The sequence below is a fragment of the Alteromonas sp. KUL42 genome (assembly GCF_006538325.1).
Taxonomy (GTDB): Bacteria; Pseudomonadota; Gammaproteobacteria; order Enterobacterales; family Alteromonadaceae; genus Alteromonas.
In genome coordinates this window covers 152,356-170,194 of record NZ_BJKK01000008.1, presented here as the reverse complement: position 1 = coordinate 170,194, position 17,839 = coordinate 152,356, and the positions used below count along the sequence as shown (strand labels likewise).

The window sequence follows — 17,839 nt, the reverse complement described above, 5'->3', positions numbered from 1 at the left end:
GCAATTTTTTCAATTAAAATTCGGTATTTATGTTACCGAGTGCTTGCTTTGAAAACGAACCTCTTTAAACACATTTTCAGTCATTATGACTTTGAGTTTACGTACCGCATTTGAGATATCTTCAAAGCGTAAATACAAAGGAGCAATTCCCACACGAAGAACATTAGGCGCCCTAAAATCAGCAATAACCCCTGCTTCTATCCACGCTTGGCATATGGCATAAGCATCATCGTGCGCCAGTGCTATTTGACTTCCTCGCTCTTGAATCGCTGGGCTGATAACGTCAAACAGGTCGAGTAAATTAGCATGTTGTAGTTCCGACACAAAATACGCCTGAAGCTTTTTAGACTTATCATCAATTGCTTTTAAAGACACATCGTCAAAAATACTCAATGATGCGTCTAATATACTCATGCCTATAATACCTGGCGTACCGCACAAGTTCTGTTGCACATTGGCAGCGGGCACATAGTCAGGCACAAAATCAAAAGGTGCATTATGCCCCATCCATCCCGACAAGGGTTGCTGATAATCTGCTTGATGACGTTCTGCCACGTAGATGAATGCCGGGGCGCCTGGTCCCCCGTTAAGGTATTTATAGGTACAGCCAACGGCGAAATCTACGTTACATTCATCAAGAGCAACCGGGAAGGCGCCCGCGCTGTGAGCCAAATCCCACAATGTTAAAATACCTTTTTCATGGGCAAGTGAGGTAATGCCTGACATATCAAGCTTTTTGCCCGACCTAAAATTAACCTGAGTAAGCATAAGTACCGCAATGTCATCGGTCAGCGACGTTTCTATTTTATCTTCCTCGATAAAACGCAATGAATATTCGTCGCCCAGTAGGCTCAGTAGCCCCTGCACCATATAGATATCGGTAGGGAAGTTATCTTGTGTAGTCGCTATCACCTTTCGCTCTGGATGCATTTTGATAGCTGCACTTAATACCTTGAATAGGTTGACAGAAATAGAGTCACAGCACACTACTTGACCTTCATTCGCGCCAATTAATTTACCTATTTTATTGCCCACTGTTTGGGGCAAAGAAATCCACTTATGTTTGTTCCAGCTTGTGATGAGGTCTTGCCCCCATTGATTGCAAACCACTTCACTGGCGCGTTTTTCGGCACATGTAGGTAGTGGCCCTAACGAGTTGCCGTCAAGGTAAATCGTGTTATCTGGTAATGAAAACTCACTGATCTTTGCTTTTAATGGGTCTTTGTCGTCCAATTCTTGCGGGGTATATACAGTATTCATTATTGTTCTCTAAAGTGACTCTCTTTTTTAAAACATCAAGCAGTGCATGAAAAGACGCTGACTCTGGGTGAAGCCAATCAAAGTGCCCACCTTTGGCAATCACAATTTTACCCTCGTCAAAATGCGAAGCGTGGTGCAAAGGAACGATGTGATCATCATCACCATGCATCAGCAAAACAGGCACGCCATTGCGCATTTGCGTTGGTGTTGCGTCTTGATAAGCTTTTGGTAGTGCTTGCGCTGTACCATTCATAAATTGTGTTGTGGCCGACTGACAAGAATTGGTACCTTCTGCGTAACGTGTAATATCGGTTATAGCCGCAAGACCAATAACCCCCTTCAACTTTTTGAAATCTTCCGCTGATTTGCTGAAGGTTTGTGTTGCCAATAACGCTAAATGTCCACCGGCAGAATGACCCACAACATATACTTTGTTGTAACGTTCATCAGTGTTAACACGGGCTAAAACATCACTAATACCTTGCTTTACATCATCTAAACTGCCTGGCCAGCCCCCGCCTTCATCACCAGCGCGTCGATATTCTAAAGCAAATACCCCAATACCCTGCTGGGCCAGCGCATTGTAAAAACCATATGCATGAGATAGATCATAAGCATTTAGCCAGCACCCTCCATGCACAAAAATAATTGCTGTTTTAGCAAATTCCGTCTGTGCCTGTTGGCTGTGCCACACTTCAACAATTTTGAGAGGCGTTGCACCATAAGAAAACCGTTCATTATATGCGCTGGTTGGAAGCGTTTTTAAAGCACTGTATGGCACTTGAGACATCAGTGATGGGGTTATCGAGGCGCTTGCTGTGTTAGCGCTAGCTATATTAGTGTTTCCAGTCCCAAATCCGACTAGTGCGGTAACTGAAAGAAGAACAGAAATTAAAAATACTTTGTGAGATGTACGTCTCATCATTCGAATAATTTATTTTTAAAGTTAGAAAACCAAAGTAGCACCTAAATAGGTGCTACTTCAACGGTTTATCTAGATAAACGCACAATACGTTAACTTGCAATTATAACATTTCTACCGCAAGCGCGACGCCTTCACCGCCACCGATACACAGTGAAGCAATACCTTTTTTGCCGCCCTGTTGTTTAAGTGCGTGAAGTAAAGTAACCAAAATACGCGCACCAGATGCACCGATTGGGTGACCCAGTGCACATGCACCACCTTTCACATTAACTTTTGATGCATCAAGGCCTAACTTTTTAATGGCTAACATGGTTACCATTGCAAATGCTTCGTTAATTTCGAAAAGGTCTACATCCTCTTTTTGCCAGCCGGCCTTTTCCAGTACTTTTTCCATTGCCCCCACCGGTGCAACTGTGAAGTTTTCTGGCTCAATTGAATGCGTTGCATGCGCTACGACACGCGCTAGCGGTTTAGCGCCAAGTTCGTTTGCTTTGCTTTCGCTCATTACCACTAATGCGGCAGCACCGTCAGAGATTGAGCTTGAGTTCGCCGCTGTTACTGTTCCATCTTTTTTGAATGCTGGTCGAAGTGAAGGAATTTTTTCAGGACGCGCAGAACCTGGGCCCTCATCGGTATCAACCACGATATCGCCTTTACGTGTAGAAACCGTAACAGGAACGATTTCATCGCTAAACGTTCCGTTGTTAATGGCTTCGTGTGCTTTTGATAACGAACTTAGTGCAAACTCATCCATCTCACCGCGCGAAATATTTTCTTCGTCCGCCGTATCCTGAGCAAAACAGCCCATTGCTTTGCCGTCGTAAGCGTTTTCTAGGCCGTCTAGCATCATGTGGTCAAGTACCTGACCGTGACCCATACGGTATCCTGTACGTGCTTTTGGTAGCATATAAGGCGCATTGCTCATGCTCTCCATACCACCAGCAACAACTACTTCTGCACTGCCCGCTTTAATTAAATCGTGGGCAAGCATAACCGCTTTTAGGCCTGAGCCGCATACCTTGTTGATGGTGGTTACGCCCGCTCCTAGTGGAAGACCAGCGCCAAGAGCCGCTTGCCTAGCAGGAGATTGACCAAGTCCAGCAGGCAACACGCAGCCCATGATAACTTCGTCAATATTAGAAACATCAAAATCTTCACAGGCGGCTTTTATCGCTACTTGACCTAAGTCCGTTGCCGACATATCAGACAAACTGCCGTTAAAACCGCCCATTGGTGTGCGCTTTGCCGCGACGATTACAACCGATTCATTACTCATATTCGTGTCCTTTAACTTTCAATATCAAACAATTAGCCGGCATTTACCGGTTAATTGTATACAAAACTAAACACTCTTCTCGGTATCAACTGGCCTTTGACACCATGAAAAATTGACGTTAGTAAAATGTTACTTTACCTTAACGTAAATTGTAATTAACGTTAACGTAAACCTGTACGTGAAACGTGTCAACAAAACACTACGTATCAGTGTAGCGTGAGCAAACACTGATATTGAATAACACGATAGTGCTACGTTTGACGCAGTTAACCCTAATTACAACTCCCACCTCGTTAGTAAGAGGTGGCTAGCAAGCGCTTTATAAAAGGTACGTGTAATGAACAATTACGACGACGAAACAACTTTCGCCATTGGTGAGCTGGCTCGGGAATTTGATATTACCCCCCGCTCTATTCGTTTTTACGAAGAGCAAGGATTAATGTCGCCTTCTCGTACTGGTCAAAACCGCGTTTATTTAAACAAAGACAGAGTGCGCTTAAAGCTCATTTTGCGTGGTAAACGCTTAGGCTTCTCTTTGGCTGAAGTAAAAACCTTGTTCGACATGTACGACAGTAACCCCAATTCAGCTGTTCAGTTAGAAGCCATGCTTGAAATGACTGAGCAAAAACGTGCTGTACTACGTCAACAATTAGAAGACATTCAAATGCTAATGACTGAGCTTGATGACGTAGAAGCACGTTGCCGCGAAGAACTCGCAGAACTCAAACGAGGAAAAATTGCATGAATACCACATACCCTACATTAAACTTTGGCCTTGGCGAAGACATCGATATGCTACGTGACCAAGTGTACCAATTTGCCCAAAATGAAATTGCGCCTTTAGCTGAAAAAGCCGACGCGGATAACCAATTTCCCAATGCACTTTGGCCAAAACTAGGTGAAATGGGGCTATTAGGTGTAACAGTTTCAGAGCAATATGGCGGCTCAGATATGGGATACCTCGCCCATACTATCGCAATGGAAGAAGTTAGCCGTGCATCAGCGGGGATCGGTTTAAGTTATGGTGCTCACTCCAACTTGTGTGTAAACCAAATTTTTAAGAACGGAAATGACGCGCAGCGTGAAAAATACCTACCAAAGTTAGTATCTGGTGAACACATTGGCGCACTGGCCATGAGTGAGCCAAATGCAGGTTCTGATGTCGTAAGCATGAAATTAAAAGCGGAAAAGCGCGGCGACAAATACATCCTTAACGGTAATAAGATGTGGATCACTAACGGTCCAGATGCGCATACATTTGTTATTTATGCCAAAACAGATCCAAGCGCGGGCCCACGTGGCATTACTGCGTTTATCGTTGAGCGAGATTTCCCTGGATTTAGCCGTGCACAAAAGCTCGACAAACTTGGCATGCGCTCATCAAATACCTGTGAACTCGTTTTTGAAGACTGTGAAGTCCCTGCTGAAAACGTAATTGGTCAGGAAGGCGAAGGTGTACGCGTACTAATGAGCGGCCTAGATTACGAACGCCTAGTATTATCTGGTGGTCCTCTAGGTATCATGCAAGCCTGTATGGATGTGGTTGTTCCTTACATTCACGACCGTGAACAGTTTGGTCAGTCAATTGGTCAATTCCAATTGGTACAAGGCAAAGTGGCTGATATGTACACCCAGATGAATGCGGCACGTGCTTATGTTTACGCTGTAGCACAATCGTGTGATCGCGGAGAAACAACCCGCAAAGATGCCGCGGGTGCAATCCTGTATTCTGCTGAACTCGCCACTAAAATGGCCCTTGATGCTATCCAGCTGCTAGGCGGAAATGGCTATATTAATGAATACCCAACAGGACGCTTACTGCGCGACGCAAAATTGTACGAGATTGGTGCAGGTACGTCAGAAATTCGCAGAATGTTGATTGGCCGCGAGCTGTTTAACGAATCCAAATAACGCGCCAGTTAAATTAAAAACATAAGTACCCAACGACAATACAGCCTCTTTCACAAGAGGCTGTCACACAAGGAGGGGTTATGCCCGTTCTTCACTCGAACATAAATGTAAAATCAGAAACTTTTGTTGCCAATAGCGAAGCAATGCAGACACAGGTTGACGATCTTCTCGCCAAAATCAATCAAATTGCACAAGGCGGTGGTGAAAAGGCCGCAGAACGCCATGTCTCTCGCGGAAAGCTACTTCCTCGCGATCGAATCAATGCATTGATTGACGATGACACACCGTTTCTTGAAATAGGTCAGCTAGCTGCATGGGAAGTGTATGACGATTACGTTCCCTGCGCAGGCGTTATCGCGGGCATCGGCATTGTAAACGGCATCGAATGTATGATTGTTGCCAACGATGCCACGGTAAAAGGTGGTACCTATTACCCGCTCACGGTAAAGAAACATTTGCGCGCACAAACCATTGCTGAGCAGAACAACTTGCCATGTATCTATCTGGTTGATTCAGGTGGCGCTAACCTACCCCGCCAAGATGATGTGTTTCCAGACCGCGAACACTTTGGTCGCATTTTCTTTAATCAAGCCAATATGTCTGCAAAAAACATCCCACAAATTGCAGTAGTGATGGGCTCGTGTACCGCAGGTGGCGCTTATGTTCCAGCCATGGCGGATGAAAGTATTATCGTTAAAGAACAGGCGACTATATTCCTTGGTGGTCCTCCTTTGGTAAAAGCCGCAACCGGAGAAGTAGTTTCGGCAGAAGAGCTCGGCGGTGGCGATGTACACACCCGTATTTCTGGTGTAGCAGATCATTTAGCCAATAACGATCATCACGCTTTGTCGCTTGCGCGAAACGCTGTTGCACGTTTAAACCGACAAAAGCCGCAAGCGTTAGAAGTGGCTGAAGTGAAGCCGCCTCGTTACGACAGCAAAGAAATTTACGGTATTGTCCCCGCTGATAGTCGTCAAACCTTCGATGTGCGCGAAATTATTGCCCGCGTAGTAGATGACTCTGACTTTGATGAATTCAAACCGCTTTATGGTACTACGCTGGTGTGCGGATTTGCCCGCATCTTCGGCTATCCGGTAGGCATTGTGGCCAATAATGGCATTTTGTTTGGTGAAAGTGCACTTAAAGGCGCACATTTCGTTGAACTTTGCGCCATGCGTAAAATTCCATTGGTATTTTTACAAAACATCACTGGATTCATGGTAGGTAAACAATACGAACACGGTGGTATCGCCAAACACGGCGCCAAAATGGTAACCGCGGTAGCCTGCGCGAATGTACCCAAATTTACCGTATTAATTGGTGGTAGTTTTGGTGCTGGTAACTACGGCATGTGCGGTCGCGCATACGACCCACGTTTCTTATTTATGTGGCCAAACGCCCGTATATCAGTAATGGGTGGCGAGCAAGCGGCAGGCGTACTTGCGCAAGTAAAACGCGACCAAAAAGAACGCGCAGGTGAAACCTGGAGCCCAGACGAAGAGAAGGCCTTTAAACAGCCTGTAATCGATACATACGAAAAACAAGGTCACCCTTACTATGCGTCGGCGCGCTTGTGGGATGACGGTGTTATCGACCCTGCCGACACACGTCTAGTACTTGGGCTGTCATTGTCAGCGGCACTTAACAAGCCCATTGAAGACACCCAATTTGGCATTTTCAGAATGTAGGAGTGATGAACATGGAACACGCAGTAACGTATGTTGTCGACGAGCGCAATGTCGCTATCGTCACTCTAAACCGCGCGGACAAGCACAATGCATTTGACGATGAAATGATTGCTGAGCTTACCCGCGTTTTTAAACGAGCCGGCGAAGACAGTCAAGTTCGTGCGGTTATTTTGCAAGCCAAAGGGAAAAGTTTCAGTGCAGGTGCCGATCTGAACTGGATGAAAAAAATGGCGTCGTATACCGAGCAACAAAACGAGGCTGATGCAATGGCATTAGCCACAATGCTACAAACGTTGTATACCTTGCCTAAGCCTACCATTGCACGCGTTCAAGGGGCTGCATTTGGTGGTGCCGTTGGTCTTATTGCTTGTTGCGATATTGCTATTGGTAGCAAGCTCAGTAAGTTCTGTTTAAGCGAAGTTAAAATAGGTTTAATCCCTGCCACTATCAGCCCTTATGTCATCGAGGCAATGGGCGCGCGCGTTTGTCGCCGCTACTTCCAAACCGCTGAAGTGTTCTCAGCCCGCCGCGCAAGACGCCTAGGTCTATTGAGCGAATCAGTCACCGAAGATGAACTGGACAGTACCATCGACGACATTATCAATAATATCGTCAAAAACGGGCCTCATGCCGTTGCACAAGCCAAAGCATTGGTGCAATGGGTAGCATCGAAGCCCATTAATGATGATTTGCTAAAACAAACCAGTAAATGTATTGCACAAGTGAGAACGTCTGAAGAAGGTCAAGAGGGCTTAGGGGCATTTTTGGAAAAACGCAACGCAGCTTGGGTTCAATCAGCCAATACCAGTGCGGAGAAGAAAAATGATTAATAAATTACTCATTGCTAACCGCGGTGAAATTGCATGCCGCGTGATTAAAACCGCAAACGCACTGGGCGTTAAAACCGTTGCAGTGTATTCAGATGCTGATGCCAACGCTCGTCATGTCGCTATGGCTGACGAAGCCGTGTACTTAGGTGCTTCGCCTTCAAAGGAAAGCTATTTACGCGGTGAGCTCATCATAGAGAAAGCCAAACAGTTGGGGGTTGATGCAATCCACCCAGGCTACGGCTTCTTGTCTGAAAATGCAGATTTTGCCAAGTTATGTGCTGAAAATGACATCATTTTTGTCGGCCCTCCTGCTTCTGCAATTGAAGCCATGGGATCAAAATCGGCAGCAAAACACATAATGGAAAAAGCCGGTGTACCTTTGGTTCCTGGCTATCATGGTGACGAGCAAGACGAAGCAGTACTAAAAGCTGCTGCTGACGACATGGGCTACCCCGTACTTCTAAAAGCTGCCGCAGGCGGTGGTGGTAAAGGCATGCGCCAAGTTTGGAGTGAAAAGGAGTTTTCTCAAGCACTGAGTGCCGCTAAGCGTGAGTCTATGGCCAGTTTTGGCGACGACCACATGCTGGTTGAAAAATACTTAACCCGCCCTCGTCACGTGGAAATTCAAGTTTTTTGCGATACGTTAGGTAACGGCGTTTACCTGTTCGAGCGCGACTGCTCGGTGCAACGTCGTCACCAAAAGATCATTGAAGAAGCCCCTGCGCCAAATATGTCTGAATCAATTCGCAAACAAATGGGTGAAGCGGCAATATTAGCAGCCAAAGCTATTAATTACGTTGGTGCTGGCACAGTTGAGTTTCTGCTAGATGAAGACGGTTCGTTTTATTTTATGGAAATGAACACGCGCTTGCAGGTAGAACACCCTGTGACTGAAATGATCACCCGTGAAGACTTGGTTCAGTGGCAGCTCACCATTGCGGAAGGTAAGCCTATTCCAAAGCAGCAAGACGAACTAACGTTAACTGGCCATGCTTTTGAAGCGCGTATTTACGCTGAAGATCCAAATAATGAGTTTCTGCCTTCAACCGGCACATTACACCTTCTACAACCGCCCACAGAAAGCGATGTTGTGCGCGTAGATACAGGTGTAGAGCAAGGTGACGAAGTAAGCGTATTTTACGACCCAATGATTGCCAAGCTGGTCGTGTGGGGAGAGTCTCGCGAAGTAGCGTTAAAGCGCTTGTTGCACGCGCTAGACAACTATCACATTGAAGGTGTATCGACCAATATCGATTTTCTAAAACGTGTAGCCAGTAACGAAGCATTTGTGAATGCTGAACTAACAACTACCTTTGTGGAAAAACATCACGACGCGTTATTTGCTGCCTCACAACCGAGTGCACAGTATTTAGGTGTAACACTGCCTGCAATGGCGCTATTAGCGTTGTCTCACCGCAATGCACTTCGCACAAAGGCCAATGATCAAGTGGACAAACACTTACCTGTTTGGCACTCAGCGGGGGCATGGCGAGCTAATAGTTATCACAATGAAACTCTCTCGCTTATTATCGATGACGAGCAATTTGATATTGTGGTTAAACACACACAAACAGTGGGTGGCAAAACGTGGCAAGTCACCATTGGAGAGCAAACCCACAACATTGCCGGTGGTCTTATTCAGTCAGACGACGGTAGTACATTGTTGAGTGCTATTATTGATGACTATAAATCGGTGTACCAATTTGCTGAACAAGATGGTCAGTACACGTTATTCAATCATGACACACATGCCCGTTTTGCCGTTGTACAACCATCGCTTGGCGATGATAGCGACACTAACCACGATGCCAACTTCAATGCGCCGATGAACGGCACCATTGTTGCTTTATTGGTAGAGCCAGGGCAGAAAGTTGAAAAGGGCCAACCTATTCTTATTATGGAAGCTATGAAAATGGAACACAGTATTGTGGCACCACAAGATGGTATGGTTGAGAGCTTTTATTTTAACGCAGGTGAACTGGTTGACGGCGGCGCAACCTTATTGTCATTCGTGCCAGAGAGCGCAGATGCTGACAAGAAGGACGCATAATAATGGCATTTCCTTCCACAGTAAGCATTGTTGAAGTAGGCCCCCGTGACGGCCTACAAAATGAAAAGCAGATATTGAGTGTGGACGACAAAGTTGCACTTATTAACCTGCTTTCTGAAACGGGCCTTACACGCATTGAAGCCGGTAGCTTTGTATCGCCTAAATGGGTGCCACAAATGGCGGATTCTGGGAATGTGTTTAACGCACTAACCAAGAAACCAGGTATACAGTATTCGGCGTTAACCCCCAACCTGAAAGGGCTAGAAGCAGCACTTGAGGCTGGCGTTGACGAAGTTGCAGTGTTTGGCGCTGCGTCTGAGTCGTTTTCACAAAAAAACATCAACTGTACTATCAGTGAAAGCCTGCAACGCTTTGAGCCTGTACTTGAATTGGCTAAGCAACACAGCATTCCGGTGAGAGGTTATGTGTCCTGCGTGATGGGTTGCCCTTATGAGGGTGAAATTGCCCCAAGTGCCGTGGCACAAGTGTCAAAGACACTGCTTGATATGGGTTGCTACGAGATTTCGTTGGGCGACACCATTGGTACGGGAACGCCTGGTGCCACAAAAGCGCTATTGGATGAAGTGTTAAAATATATTCCAGTTGCCAAAACGGCAGCGCACTTTCACGATACGTACGGCCAAGCGTTAGTGAACTTGTATACTGCTCTTGAATACGGTGTGGCCACCATTGACTCAGCGGTGTCGGGTCTTGGTGGCTGCCCTTATGCCAAAGGTGCCAGTGGCAACGTTGCAACAGAAGATGTGCTTTACATGCTAAATGGTATGGGCGTAACAACAAATGTGGATATGAACAAGTTGCTTGAGGTAGCTAAGTTAGTATCGACGATGTTATCTCGCCCGCCCGTTTCTAAAGTGGCTTCTACGTACTTAAGCCAATAAAATAAAGTGTGTAGATGAGTGCTGTAACCCAGTGCTCATCTACTTACCCTCTTACCTTGTCAGCTATTTATCTGCTTATCTACTTACGTTTTTAACTACCAACCTACCCGTCTACAAATATCTTCTTGTATCGCGTTGCCTTGCTATTTCTCTTTAGGCTTTTTCGTTGGGAAGTAAGGCCGTAGACACAATGCCTATTGCCAGCATTGCTGACATTATATAGACCACCGAAAATGACAACATGGGTGTTAGCAGCGCATAAAACCCGCCGAATGCAAGCAGAATAATGCCTATAGCTGTATTTGAAAGCCCGACCAGCATAGTACGATCATGCCCTTCTTTAATGTCTAAGCTGTAAGTTTTCCGCCCAGTGCGCACTCCCGCATGTGCCACGGCCAGTATGAAAAACAACACTGCTGATACCACCACATGCTCACTTTGAATAAGCAGCAAGCCCAAGCAAGCAACCAGTGCTAAACCACCCGCTATTTGCAGCGTCAACTTAGCGCTTTTGTCCGCCACAGCGCCCCATATTAATGAAGAAAGCAAACTCGCCAGCGCTTCAGCTGCAATATAGATTGGCAAGTAATCTTGTACGTCGGCCTCTTTTTGAAGGAGAAAATAAGGTGCAACCAAGGCAGAATGCACAAAAATACCGCGTACTAATATAAACTTATAAACCGTAGTATCTACGTGTAATTTAATGCCTTTCGACTGATGTTCAGACACATCTACATAGGTCTCAATTGGCCATATAACAACAAGAGATACAAAAAAGGCCAACGCACTAAAACCGACAATGCCGGCAACAAAATAGAGGTTAAGCGCGTCGTTGAATATGTAAAGCGGCAGTGCAATTAGCAGCGTCACCAAGCCTGACGCGGTAGAAGCCAAGCCAATTAAATTACCGCGTTCGCCTTTTTTGGCAACACTTGCCTCGATGTCTTTTACAGTCAATGAGCATGCTGCGCGCCCTAAACTTAAACACATTAATGCGACAAGGATCATTCCTCCTACCCAGGCTCCTTTTGAATTAACCTCGGCGAGAAACTTCCCTTCAAACACCAGAACGCTAAAAAAAGTGAGGAAAACAGAGAAAAACTGAACGCACATACCAGTGCGCCACACAACATGGCGCGCACTGTGGCGACGCAAATAAACACCGAGTAATGCTTGTGGAAGCAGTGCACCAGACTCCCGTATAGGCACTAACCACCCTATCATCCACGCTGGCGCACCAATCATGATGAACAGCGCCGTTAACGTGGTTTTTACTGAAATTAAAAGGTCGGCGAGTTTATTAAATGTTAGCCCAGCAATGAGCCTATGCTTTTTGTTACTGGTCAAGCGAACACCAAAGAATGAGATTTACTTACCTCAGCTGTATGCGAGCCAAGAGCAAGCTGTTGTTATTATTACGTGTAAACGAGATAAGGCTGTAATGAGATCACTGCAGCGCACTTTATCTCTATTTTTAACCCTGATTCTCTACCAAAGTCTTTAAGTTCTCCAAACCCAATTCGAAATCTGGACCTATCAAACCATCAATAAAAAGCACAAAATACCGATTAATAGGGTTGTTATCGACGATCCCTTCATCGCGCCACGTCACTTGAGTACCATCATCAAGCGCTTTAATAACAACAGATCCAGTAGACCCCATTTCTAGCTCTGGAAAGTAAAGTTTGTATACAACACGCTTGTTGTGCACAAGTTCAGTGATTTCCATTTCACCACTGCCTTCTTTGTCACTTATCCATTCAGAGCGCATACCAATGGCTCTGTCCGGCCCAGAGTAACTCAACACCATTTGGGGGTCGCGTTTAAACCACACTCCCCACTTTTGCCATGCTTTAAGATCAACAAGAAAAGGGTACACGTCATCTGGTTGCGCATCTATGGTGATACTGCGCTCGACAACATAGTCTTTGGGTATGATGAAGCTAGTTGCAACCAACATTACGATAACTATACCGACCAATGACAACAACTTTTTTAACGCACCCATACAAGTCTCCAAATTCTCACACCCAATAAATATAACATTTAATTAACATATGTCACTGGCGGTGTTTTAAATTCTCCACTCAAATAATGAATTACCATTTGTCGCACATACTCTGCATCAACCCACGACATCCATGTGATGTCCGCGCCCAATGTATCGTCTCGATAAGTTTGACCGGCATTCGGTGTTGATGTGGCTACCGTGATCTTCCCTGTATTTGTAGTAAATTTATCCTGCGGTAATGCAATAGCGCATACTGACAGTACATCCCACAAGAAATAGGTAAATTCATAAGATGGAATTGCCGTAACCGTGGCTGCCCAAAACTGCCCTGCCAAATCTGACACCGCGGTTTGGTTTTTCTGCTAAAGCATTTAAAAACTCCCAAGAAACGGGAAGCGAGTTTGTTGCATCTAATGGGACTAACATAACATCAAGTCCACTGTGCACTAGTTGGTGTGTAGCTTTAGGGTGCCAATATGCATTCCACTCAGCGGTACCATTGTGATCGTGCATGGCCACATTGCCTTTTACATCAACGGCCCCCCCCCATCCAAATAACGCGATCAATGTTATTTTTTACCTGCGCCCCTTTTTCTGGACAGTTGATAGCAGCTACTAAATTAGTTGCTGGCCCTGTCATTATCACCGTTACGTTGGAAGGGTGAGAGGCAATCACGTGCCGCATCCACTGGTGAGCACATTCATTTACTACAGTAACATCGTCATTTGGGGTTCTTAGCATCAATGGCATCGCGTGACATATTTTGGGCTGAGCACGCCATTCAGGAGGAAATGGATTAGGACCCGTTATGTTACCAACGCACACCGGAATATGCGTATTTCCCGATAGCGTAAGAATTTTTTTTGTGCTTATTAGTGCATCATCTGGATAACAGTCAGCAGGGGTAATACTAACACCAATAACCTCGATGTTCGGCAAACGTAACAGTAAAAGTAGAGAAAGTAAGTCATCTATTCCACCATCATGGTCAAATATTACGGCTTTTTTTGAATTCATTTCACAATAATCCCAACGAAAAATTAACAACTTGGCAACAATGCGCAAAAATGCCACTGTCTTTCTAAATATTCTTGTGTAATATGAGGTTAGCGTAGCGAGTTATGCCTCATTCAACGGAGTAATGTTAACCCTATCTCAAAGGAGTAACTAAGAATAGCGCGATCGTTAGCTCACTTTCGTTTTCTTTTAAAAACGTCTTTCAACATGCAGTTCTCGCTTTAGTAAAGGAGCTTTTAATAAATGGCAGATCAAAGTCCTCGTTATATCAGTAACCTTACACGCGATACCTATGCGCTTATACTCGCAGGTGGTAAAGGTTCTCGATTGCACGAACTGACAAACTGGCGGGCTAAACCAGCGCTCTATTTTGGCGGTAAATTTCGCATTATCGACTTCCCTCTTTCAAATTGTGTTAACTCGGGAATTAGACGTATAGGTGTTGTTACACAGTACAAGTCTCATTCACTTATTCGACACCTTGTAAGAGGCTGGGGCCATTTCAAAAAGGAACTCGGTGAGTCGGTAGAGATATTACCAGCATCACAGCGTTTCTCAGATAGCTGGTATGAAGGCACAGCAGACGCCGTATTCCAGAATATCGACATCATTCGAGACGAGTTGCCTAAATATGTCATGATTTTATCGGGCGATCATATTTACCGAATGGATTACGGTCACATGCTAGCCAGACACAAAGAGTCGGGCGCGAAAATGACGGTGTCATGTATGTCGGTTCCTATCGAGGAAGCCGCAGGCGCATTTGGTGTGATGTCGGTAGACGAGCAATATCGTATTAATGGGTTTGAAGAAAAGCCTGCGAACCCTACTCCCCTTCCGAACGACAGTACCCATTGTTTAGCCTCTATGGGCAATTATGTTTTCGATACAGAGTTCCTGTTCGAGCAATTACGCGTAGACGCCGAAAATATGGGGTCGCAAAGGGATTTTGGTAAAGACATTATTCCTTCAATTATTAAAGACCATGCTGTGTATGCCTATCCGTTTGAAAAAAGTGGTGGCGACAATGCCTATTGGCGTGATGTAGGTACCATTGATTCATTTTGGGAAGCCAATATGGAAATGGTTGCCCCCGTACCACAACTAAACCTATACGACAGAAAGTGGCCAATTTGGACTTACCAAGAACAACTGCCACCTGCGAAATTTGTTTGGGAAGACGCGGACCGTCGCGGTGAGGCAATCAACTCCGTAGTGTCTGGTGGCTGTATTGTGTCTGGTTCTACATTGCGTTCGTCTATTTGTTTCTCTAACGTGCGTGTACACTCATACGGTTTGATAGAAGATGCAGTCATATTACCCGACGTAGAAATAAAACGTCACTGTAAACTTAAGAAAGTGGTGATAGACCGTGGTTGTGTTATTCCAGAGGGCACAACGATAGGCTACGACCATGAGCAAGACAGAGCGAGAGGATTCCGCGTGTCAGAAAAAGGCGTAGTACTGGTAACGCGAGAAATGCTAGGTCAACCCGTTGGCGGCTTAAGCGCACCACCAAAAAGTTAATAACACGTCTTTATTTATGCTGGGTATTGCGTTCCATCAACATGGTAGCAATACCCTGACATTCACTTAACTTCAACTCTGATTCTACTAAAACCTTACACGTTCCAACGGGTCAACGTTTCTGTGATGAACCTTGCTACGGCCTCAGGATGTTCTAATGGAAACATATGTCCACCATCCATTTCAGTATGTTCAATGGGGTTGTGCTGCATCAAGCGCTGATACATCTCAGGTTTACAAACATTGCTCTTTGCACCAGTAACCAACACGGCTGGACAGCGCAGCTTGCCTTTGTATTTCCCCAAGTTATGCGGCACATTGCGAAACAACTCTGCTTCAACATCAGCGCGAAATGTCAGTGAAATGGCATCACCATTGGTGGCTGTCACTGCTTTTACGTAATCTCTTACACAACGTTTGTCCATATTACGAAAGAGTGCTTTACCGTGAAAATAGGCTTCCATGTCGGTATGGGCGGGCCATCGAGTGTTGCGATTTTGGGCTAATTTGGCAGGCGTAAGCTTGTTAATAAGCGGCGTATATTTAGCTAATTTAAACACTTGGCTCATGGGCCCAACCACTAACGGTGGATCAAAAAGAATAAGCCCTCTGAACAGCTCTGGTGCTTCACAGGCCGCCATATAGGTGATGACAGCACCAAACGAATGCCCTATACCAAAGACACCACGTTCGTCCTTATTCTCTTGCTCAACGTGTCGAATAAGTTCTTTCACCTGATTACGCCAGTTTTTGTTAACCGGCAAATTCGGATCATGTCCAAACCTTTCTACATGCAACCGGTTAAAGTGTGACGGAAGTGCCGAAAACATAGCGTTGTAGCTTGAGGCTGGAAAGCCATTGGCGTGGGCAAAGTGAAAACTTAATTCGGGCGAAGACACCGACTACTCCTTGAATAGCTTTCAACGTATTTTATTGAAGATAGCGAACCAAAACACGTTATAAAAAAGAGAGGCTGAAAATCAGCCTCTTAGTTAAGCGACAAGATATTACTATAACCCTCTGGACTCTGCCATCTCCCAATCTTTCACAATCTTGGTACTTGTCCATAAGAACACAGCAATGGAGATAACATAGGGTACGACTAAATAAATTAGTGACTGACGCAGTGCTTCTGTCTCTCCCAACGAAGGCACTAGCGACTGACTAATAATACCGGTTAATGTTGGCCCGCCACCCAGTGCAATAATGTTCAACACGAAGAAGAAAAGCGCGGTCGACATAGCACGAACATTCACCGGCGCGAGCGTTTGCGCCATGGCAAAGCTTGGCCCCAAATAAGAACCGCTAGTGAATAGTAACAATGCCATTAATCCAACAGACAACCAGAGGTCTTGTACCTGTAGCGAGACATAAAAAGCTGGCACACCGATAATTAGCATGATTGCAGGTAGCAGTGCATAAGCCTTTTTGTTGTGTTTACCCCAACGGTCGGCAATATAGCCACCTAACCACACACCCAATGCATAAGCAGTACCGTTAATAATACCGAATACAATAAGTAGCTGTGTAATATCTAATCCTGCAAAGGCGCGCACATAGTAGTCAATGATCCACGTTGAAATGGCATAGTTACCAAACGAACCAAATGAAATGCCCAACGCCATGCCCCACCAAGTAGGAATTTTTAGCAGCTGTTTAAGCGACGCTTTAACACTTGGCTTACTTGCCTCTTCTTGCTCTGAAAGCTTTGTGACCGTGCGCTCAGGCTCTTTAATTGTGAATTTGAGCAATAGCGCAAGAAGCACACCTGGTATACCAACACTGTACATTACAGTGCGCCAATCAGCCGAACCTCCTTGCAAGAAAAATGCAGATGCAAAGAAGGCCAACATAACACCAAATGGAATACCCAGTGAATAAATGGCTAATGCGCCAGCGCGTTTTTCTTTCGGAAATAAATCAGAAAGAATACTGTGAGACGGTGGGCTACCACCGGCTTCACCAATACCAACTCCAATCCTTGCAATAGCGAGTTGCATGTAGTTCGCAGCCAGTCCCGAGGCCGCAGTAAAACCACTCCAAAGAGTAAGCGAAATAGCGATGATGTTCACGCGACTGTAGCGGTCGGCTAACCACGCAATAGGAATACCCATAACGGTATAAAGCAAAGCGAAATAGATGCCTTTGAGCCAGCCCAGTTGTGCATCGTCAAGTCCCAAATCAGCTTTGATGAATGGAGAAAGAATGCCAATTATTTGCCTATCGATAAAATTGAAGGCGTAAACTAGGGTTAAGATAAATAAAACGTAATTTCGATAACTTACCGATACCCCTGATGTTTGTGCAGGAATACCTTCGACTTGGGTTTGGGCCATAACAGTCCTTCTTAGTGACGGTATCCCAGTCTACGCGCTAGGTAAAAAATTACACAACTAATTGTTACTTATTTGTAAACATAACGAAAATTTCTAAGAGAGTCT

At 45.3% G+C, this 17,839-nt stretch carries 17 protein-coding genes; 7 read left to right on the top strand and 10 right to left on the bottom strand.

Annotated elements, in window-relative coordinates; genetic code table 11:
- Window positions 1-27: 27 nt before the first annotated feature.
- The 3 genes from kynU to EYR97_RS12865 all read right to left on the bottom strand — a co-directional run bounded on the left by kynU (window position 28) and on the right by EYR97_RS12865 (window position 3,461).
- A complete protein-coding gene (kynU, locus tag EYR97_RS12875; protein ID WP_131094200.1) occupies window positions 28-1,263 on the bottom strand; it encodes a kynureninase in 1,236 nt (411 codons plus the stop codon).
- Window positions 1,196-2,185, bottom strand: a complete 990-nt coding sequence (locus EYR97_RS12870; RefSeq protein ID WP_131094199.1) for an alpha/beta hydrolase — start codon at window positions 2,183-2,185, stop codon at window positions 1,196-1,198. Before EYR97_RS12870 ends, kynU begins: the two co-directional genes overlap by 68 nt.
- 100 nt (window positions 2,186-2,285) lie before the next feature.
- The gene (locus tag EYR97_RS12865; protein ID WP_131094198.1) at window positions 2,286-3,461 is read right to left on the bottom strand and encodes a thiolase family protein; all 1,176 of its coding nucleotides are present in this window, start codon (window positions 3,459-3,461) and stop codon (window positions 2,286-2,288) included.
- Between the two features lie 337 nt (window positions 3,462-3,798).
- Between EYR97_RS12865 and EYR97_RS12860 the strand changes: the two genes are divergently transcribed.
- The 6 genes from EYR97_RS12860 (at window position 3,799) to EYR97_RS12835 (ending at window position 10,842) form a co-directional block, all read left to right on the top strand.
- A complete protein-coding gene (locus EYR97_RS12860; RefSeq protein ID WP_131094197.1) occupies window positions 3,799-4,206 on the top strand; it encodes a MerR family DNA-binding transcriptional regulator in 408 nt (135 codons plus the stop codon).
- A complete protein-coding gene (locus EYR97_RS12855) occupies window positions 4,203-5,372 on the top strand; it encodes an isovaleryl-CoA dehydrogenase (protein ID WP_131094196.1) in 1,170 nt (389 codons plus the stop codon). The genes EYR97_RS12860 and EYR97_RS12855 overlap by 4 nt, the downstream gene beginning before the upstream one ends.
- A gap of 80 nt (window positions 5,373-5,452) precedes the next feature.
- Entirely contained in the window at window positions 5,453-7,060 is a 1,608-nt protein-coding gene (locus EYR97_RS12850) for a carboxyl transferase domain-containing protein (protein WP_131094195.1), read from the top strand.
- Between the two features lie 11 nt (window positions 7,061-7,071).
- Window positions 7,072-7,890 (top strand): enoyl-CoA hydratase/isomerase family protein, encoded by an 819-nt coding sequence (locus tag EYR97_RS12845; RefSeq protein ID WP_131094194.1) that lies wholly within the window; start codon window positions 7,072-7,074, stop codon window positions 7,888-7,890.
- Window positions 7,883-9,940 (top strand): acetyl/propionyl/methylcrotonyl-CoA carboxylase subunit alpha, encoded by a 2,058-nt coding sequence (locus EYR97_RS12840; RefSeq protein WP_131094193.1) that lies wholly within the window; start codon window positions 7,883-7,885, stop codon window positions 9,938-9,940. Before EYR97_RS12845 ends, EYR97_RS12840 begins: the two co-directional genes overlap by 8 nt.
- Window positions 9,941-9,942: 2 nt before the next feature.
- Window positions 9,943-10,842 carry a hydroxymethylglutaryl-CoA lyase gene (locus EYR97_RS12835; protein WP_131094192.1) on the top strand — a complete coding sequence of 300 codons (900 nt, stop codon included), beginning with the start codon at window positions 9,943-9,945 and terminating at the stop codon, window positions 10,840-10,842.
- A gap of 153 nt (window positions 10,843-10,995) precedes the next feature.
- Here EYR97_RS12835 and EYR97_RS12830 read toward each other — a convergent pair whose 3' ends face one another.
- The 5 genes from EYR97_RS12830 to EYR97_RS12810 all read right to left on the bottom strand — a co-directional run bounded on the left by EYR97_RS12830 (window position 10,996) and on the right by EYR97_RS12810 (window position 13,871).
- Window positions 10,996-12,189: an MFS transporter gene (locus tag EYR97_RS12830; RefSeq protein WP_131094191.1), complete on the bottom strand. Its 1,194-nt coding sequence runs from the start codon at window positions 12,187-12,189 to the stop codon at window positions 10,996-10,998.
- Window positions 12,190-12,316: 127 nt separating this feature from the next.
- Window positions 12,317-12,850 (bottom strand): SRPBCC family protein, encoded by a 534-nt coding sequence (locus EYR97_RS12825; RefSeq protein WP_131094190.1) that lies wholly within the window; start codon window positions 12,848-12,850, stop codon window positions 12,317-12,319.
- 38 nt (window positions 12,851-12,888) lie between these two features.
- The gene (locus EYR97_RS12820; protein ID WP_131094189.1) at window positions 12,889-13,188 is read right to left on the bottom strand and encodes a hypothetical protein; all 300 of its coding nucleotides are present in this window, start codon (window positions 13,186-13,188) and stop codon (window positions 12,889-12,891) included.
- A complete protein-coding gene (locus EYR97_RS12815) occupies window positions 13,139-13,420 on the bottom strand; it encodes a nucleoside hydrolase (RefSeq protein WP_131094188.1) in 282 nt (93 codons plus the stop codon). The genes EYR97_RS12820 and EYR97_RS12815 overlap by 50 nt, the downstream gene beginning before the upstream one ends.
- Window positions 13,386-13,871 (bottom strand): nucleoside hydrolase, encoded by a 486-nt coding sequence (locus EYR97_RS12810; RefSeq protein WP_131094187.1) that lies wholly within the window; start codon window positions 13,869-13,871, stop codon window positions 13,386-13,388. The genes EYR97_RS12815 and EYR97_RS12810 overlap by 35 nt, the downstream gene beginning before the upstream one ends.
- A 243-nt stretch (window positions 13,872-14,114) precedes the next feature.
- Between EYR97_RS12810 and glgC the strand changes: the two genes are divergently transcribed.
- Window positions 14,115-15,398 carry a glucose-1-phosphate adenylyltransferase gene (glgC, locus tag EYR97_RS12805; protein WP_131094186.1) on the top strand — a complete coding sequence of 428 codons (1,284 nt, stop codon included), beginning with the start codon at window positions 14,115-14,117 and terminating at the stop codon, window positions 15,396-15,398.
- Window positions 15,399-15,493: 95 nt separating this feature from the next.
- On the opposite strand, the gene EYR97_RS12800 is transcribed toward glgC, so the two are convergent.
- Together EYR97_RS12800 and EYR97_RS12795 are read right to left on the bottom strand one after the other, a co-directional pair.
- The gene (locus tag EYR97_RS12800; RefSeq protein ID WP_131094185.1) at window positions 15,494-16,297 is read right to left on the bottom strand and encodes an alpha/beta fold hydrolase; all 804 of its coding nucleotides are present in this window, start codon (window positions 16,295-16,297) and stop codon (window positions 15,494-15,496) included.
- 111 nt (window positions 16,298-16,408) lie between these two features.
- The gene (locus EYR97_RS12795; RefSeq protein ID WP_131094184.1) at window positions 16,409-17,734 is read right to left on the bottom strand and encodes an MFS transporter; all 1,326 of its coding nucleotides are present in this window, start codon (window positions 17,732-17,734) and stop codon (window positions 16,409-16,411) included.
- Between the last annotated feature and the right edge of the window lie 105 nt (window positions 17,735-17,839).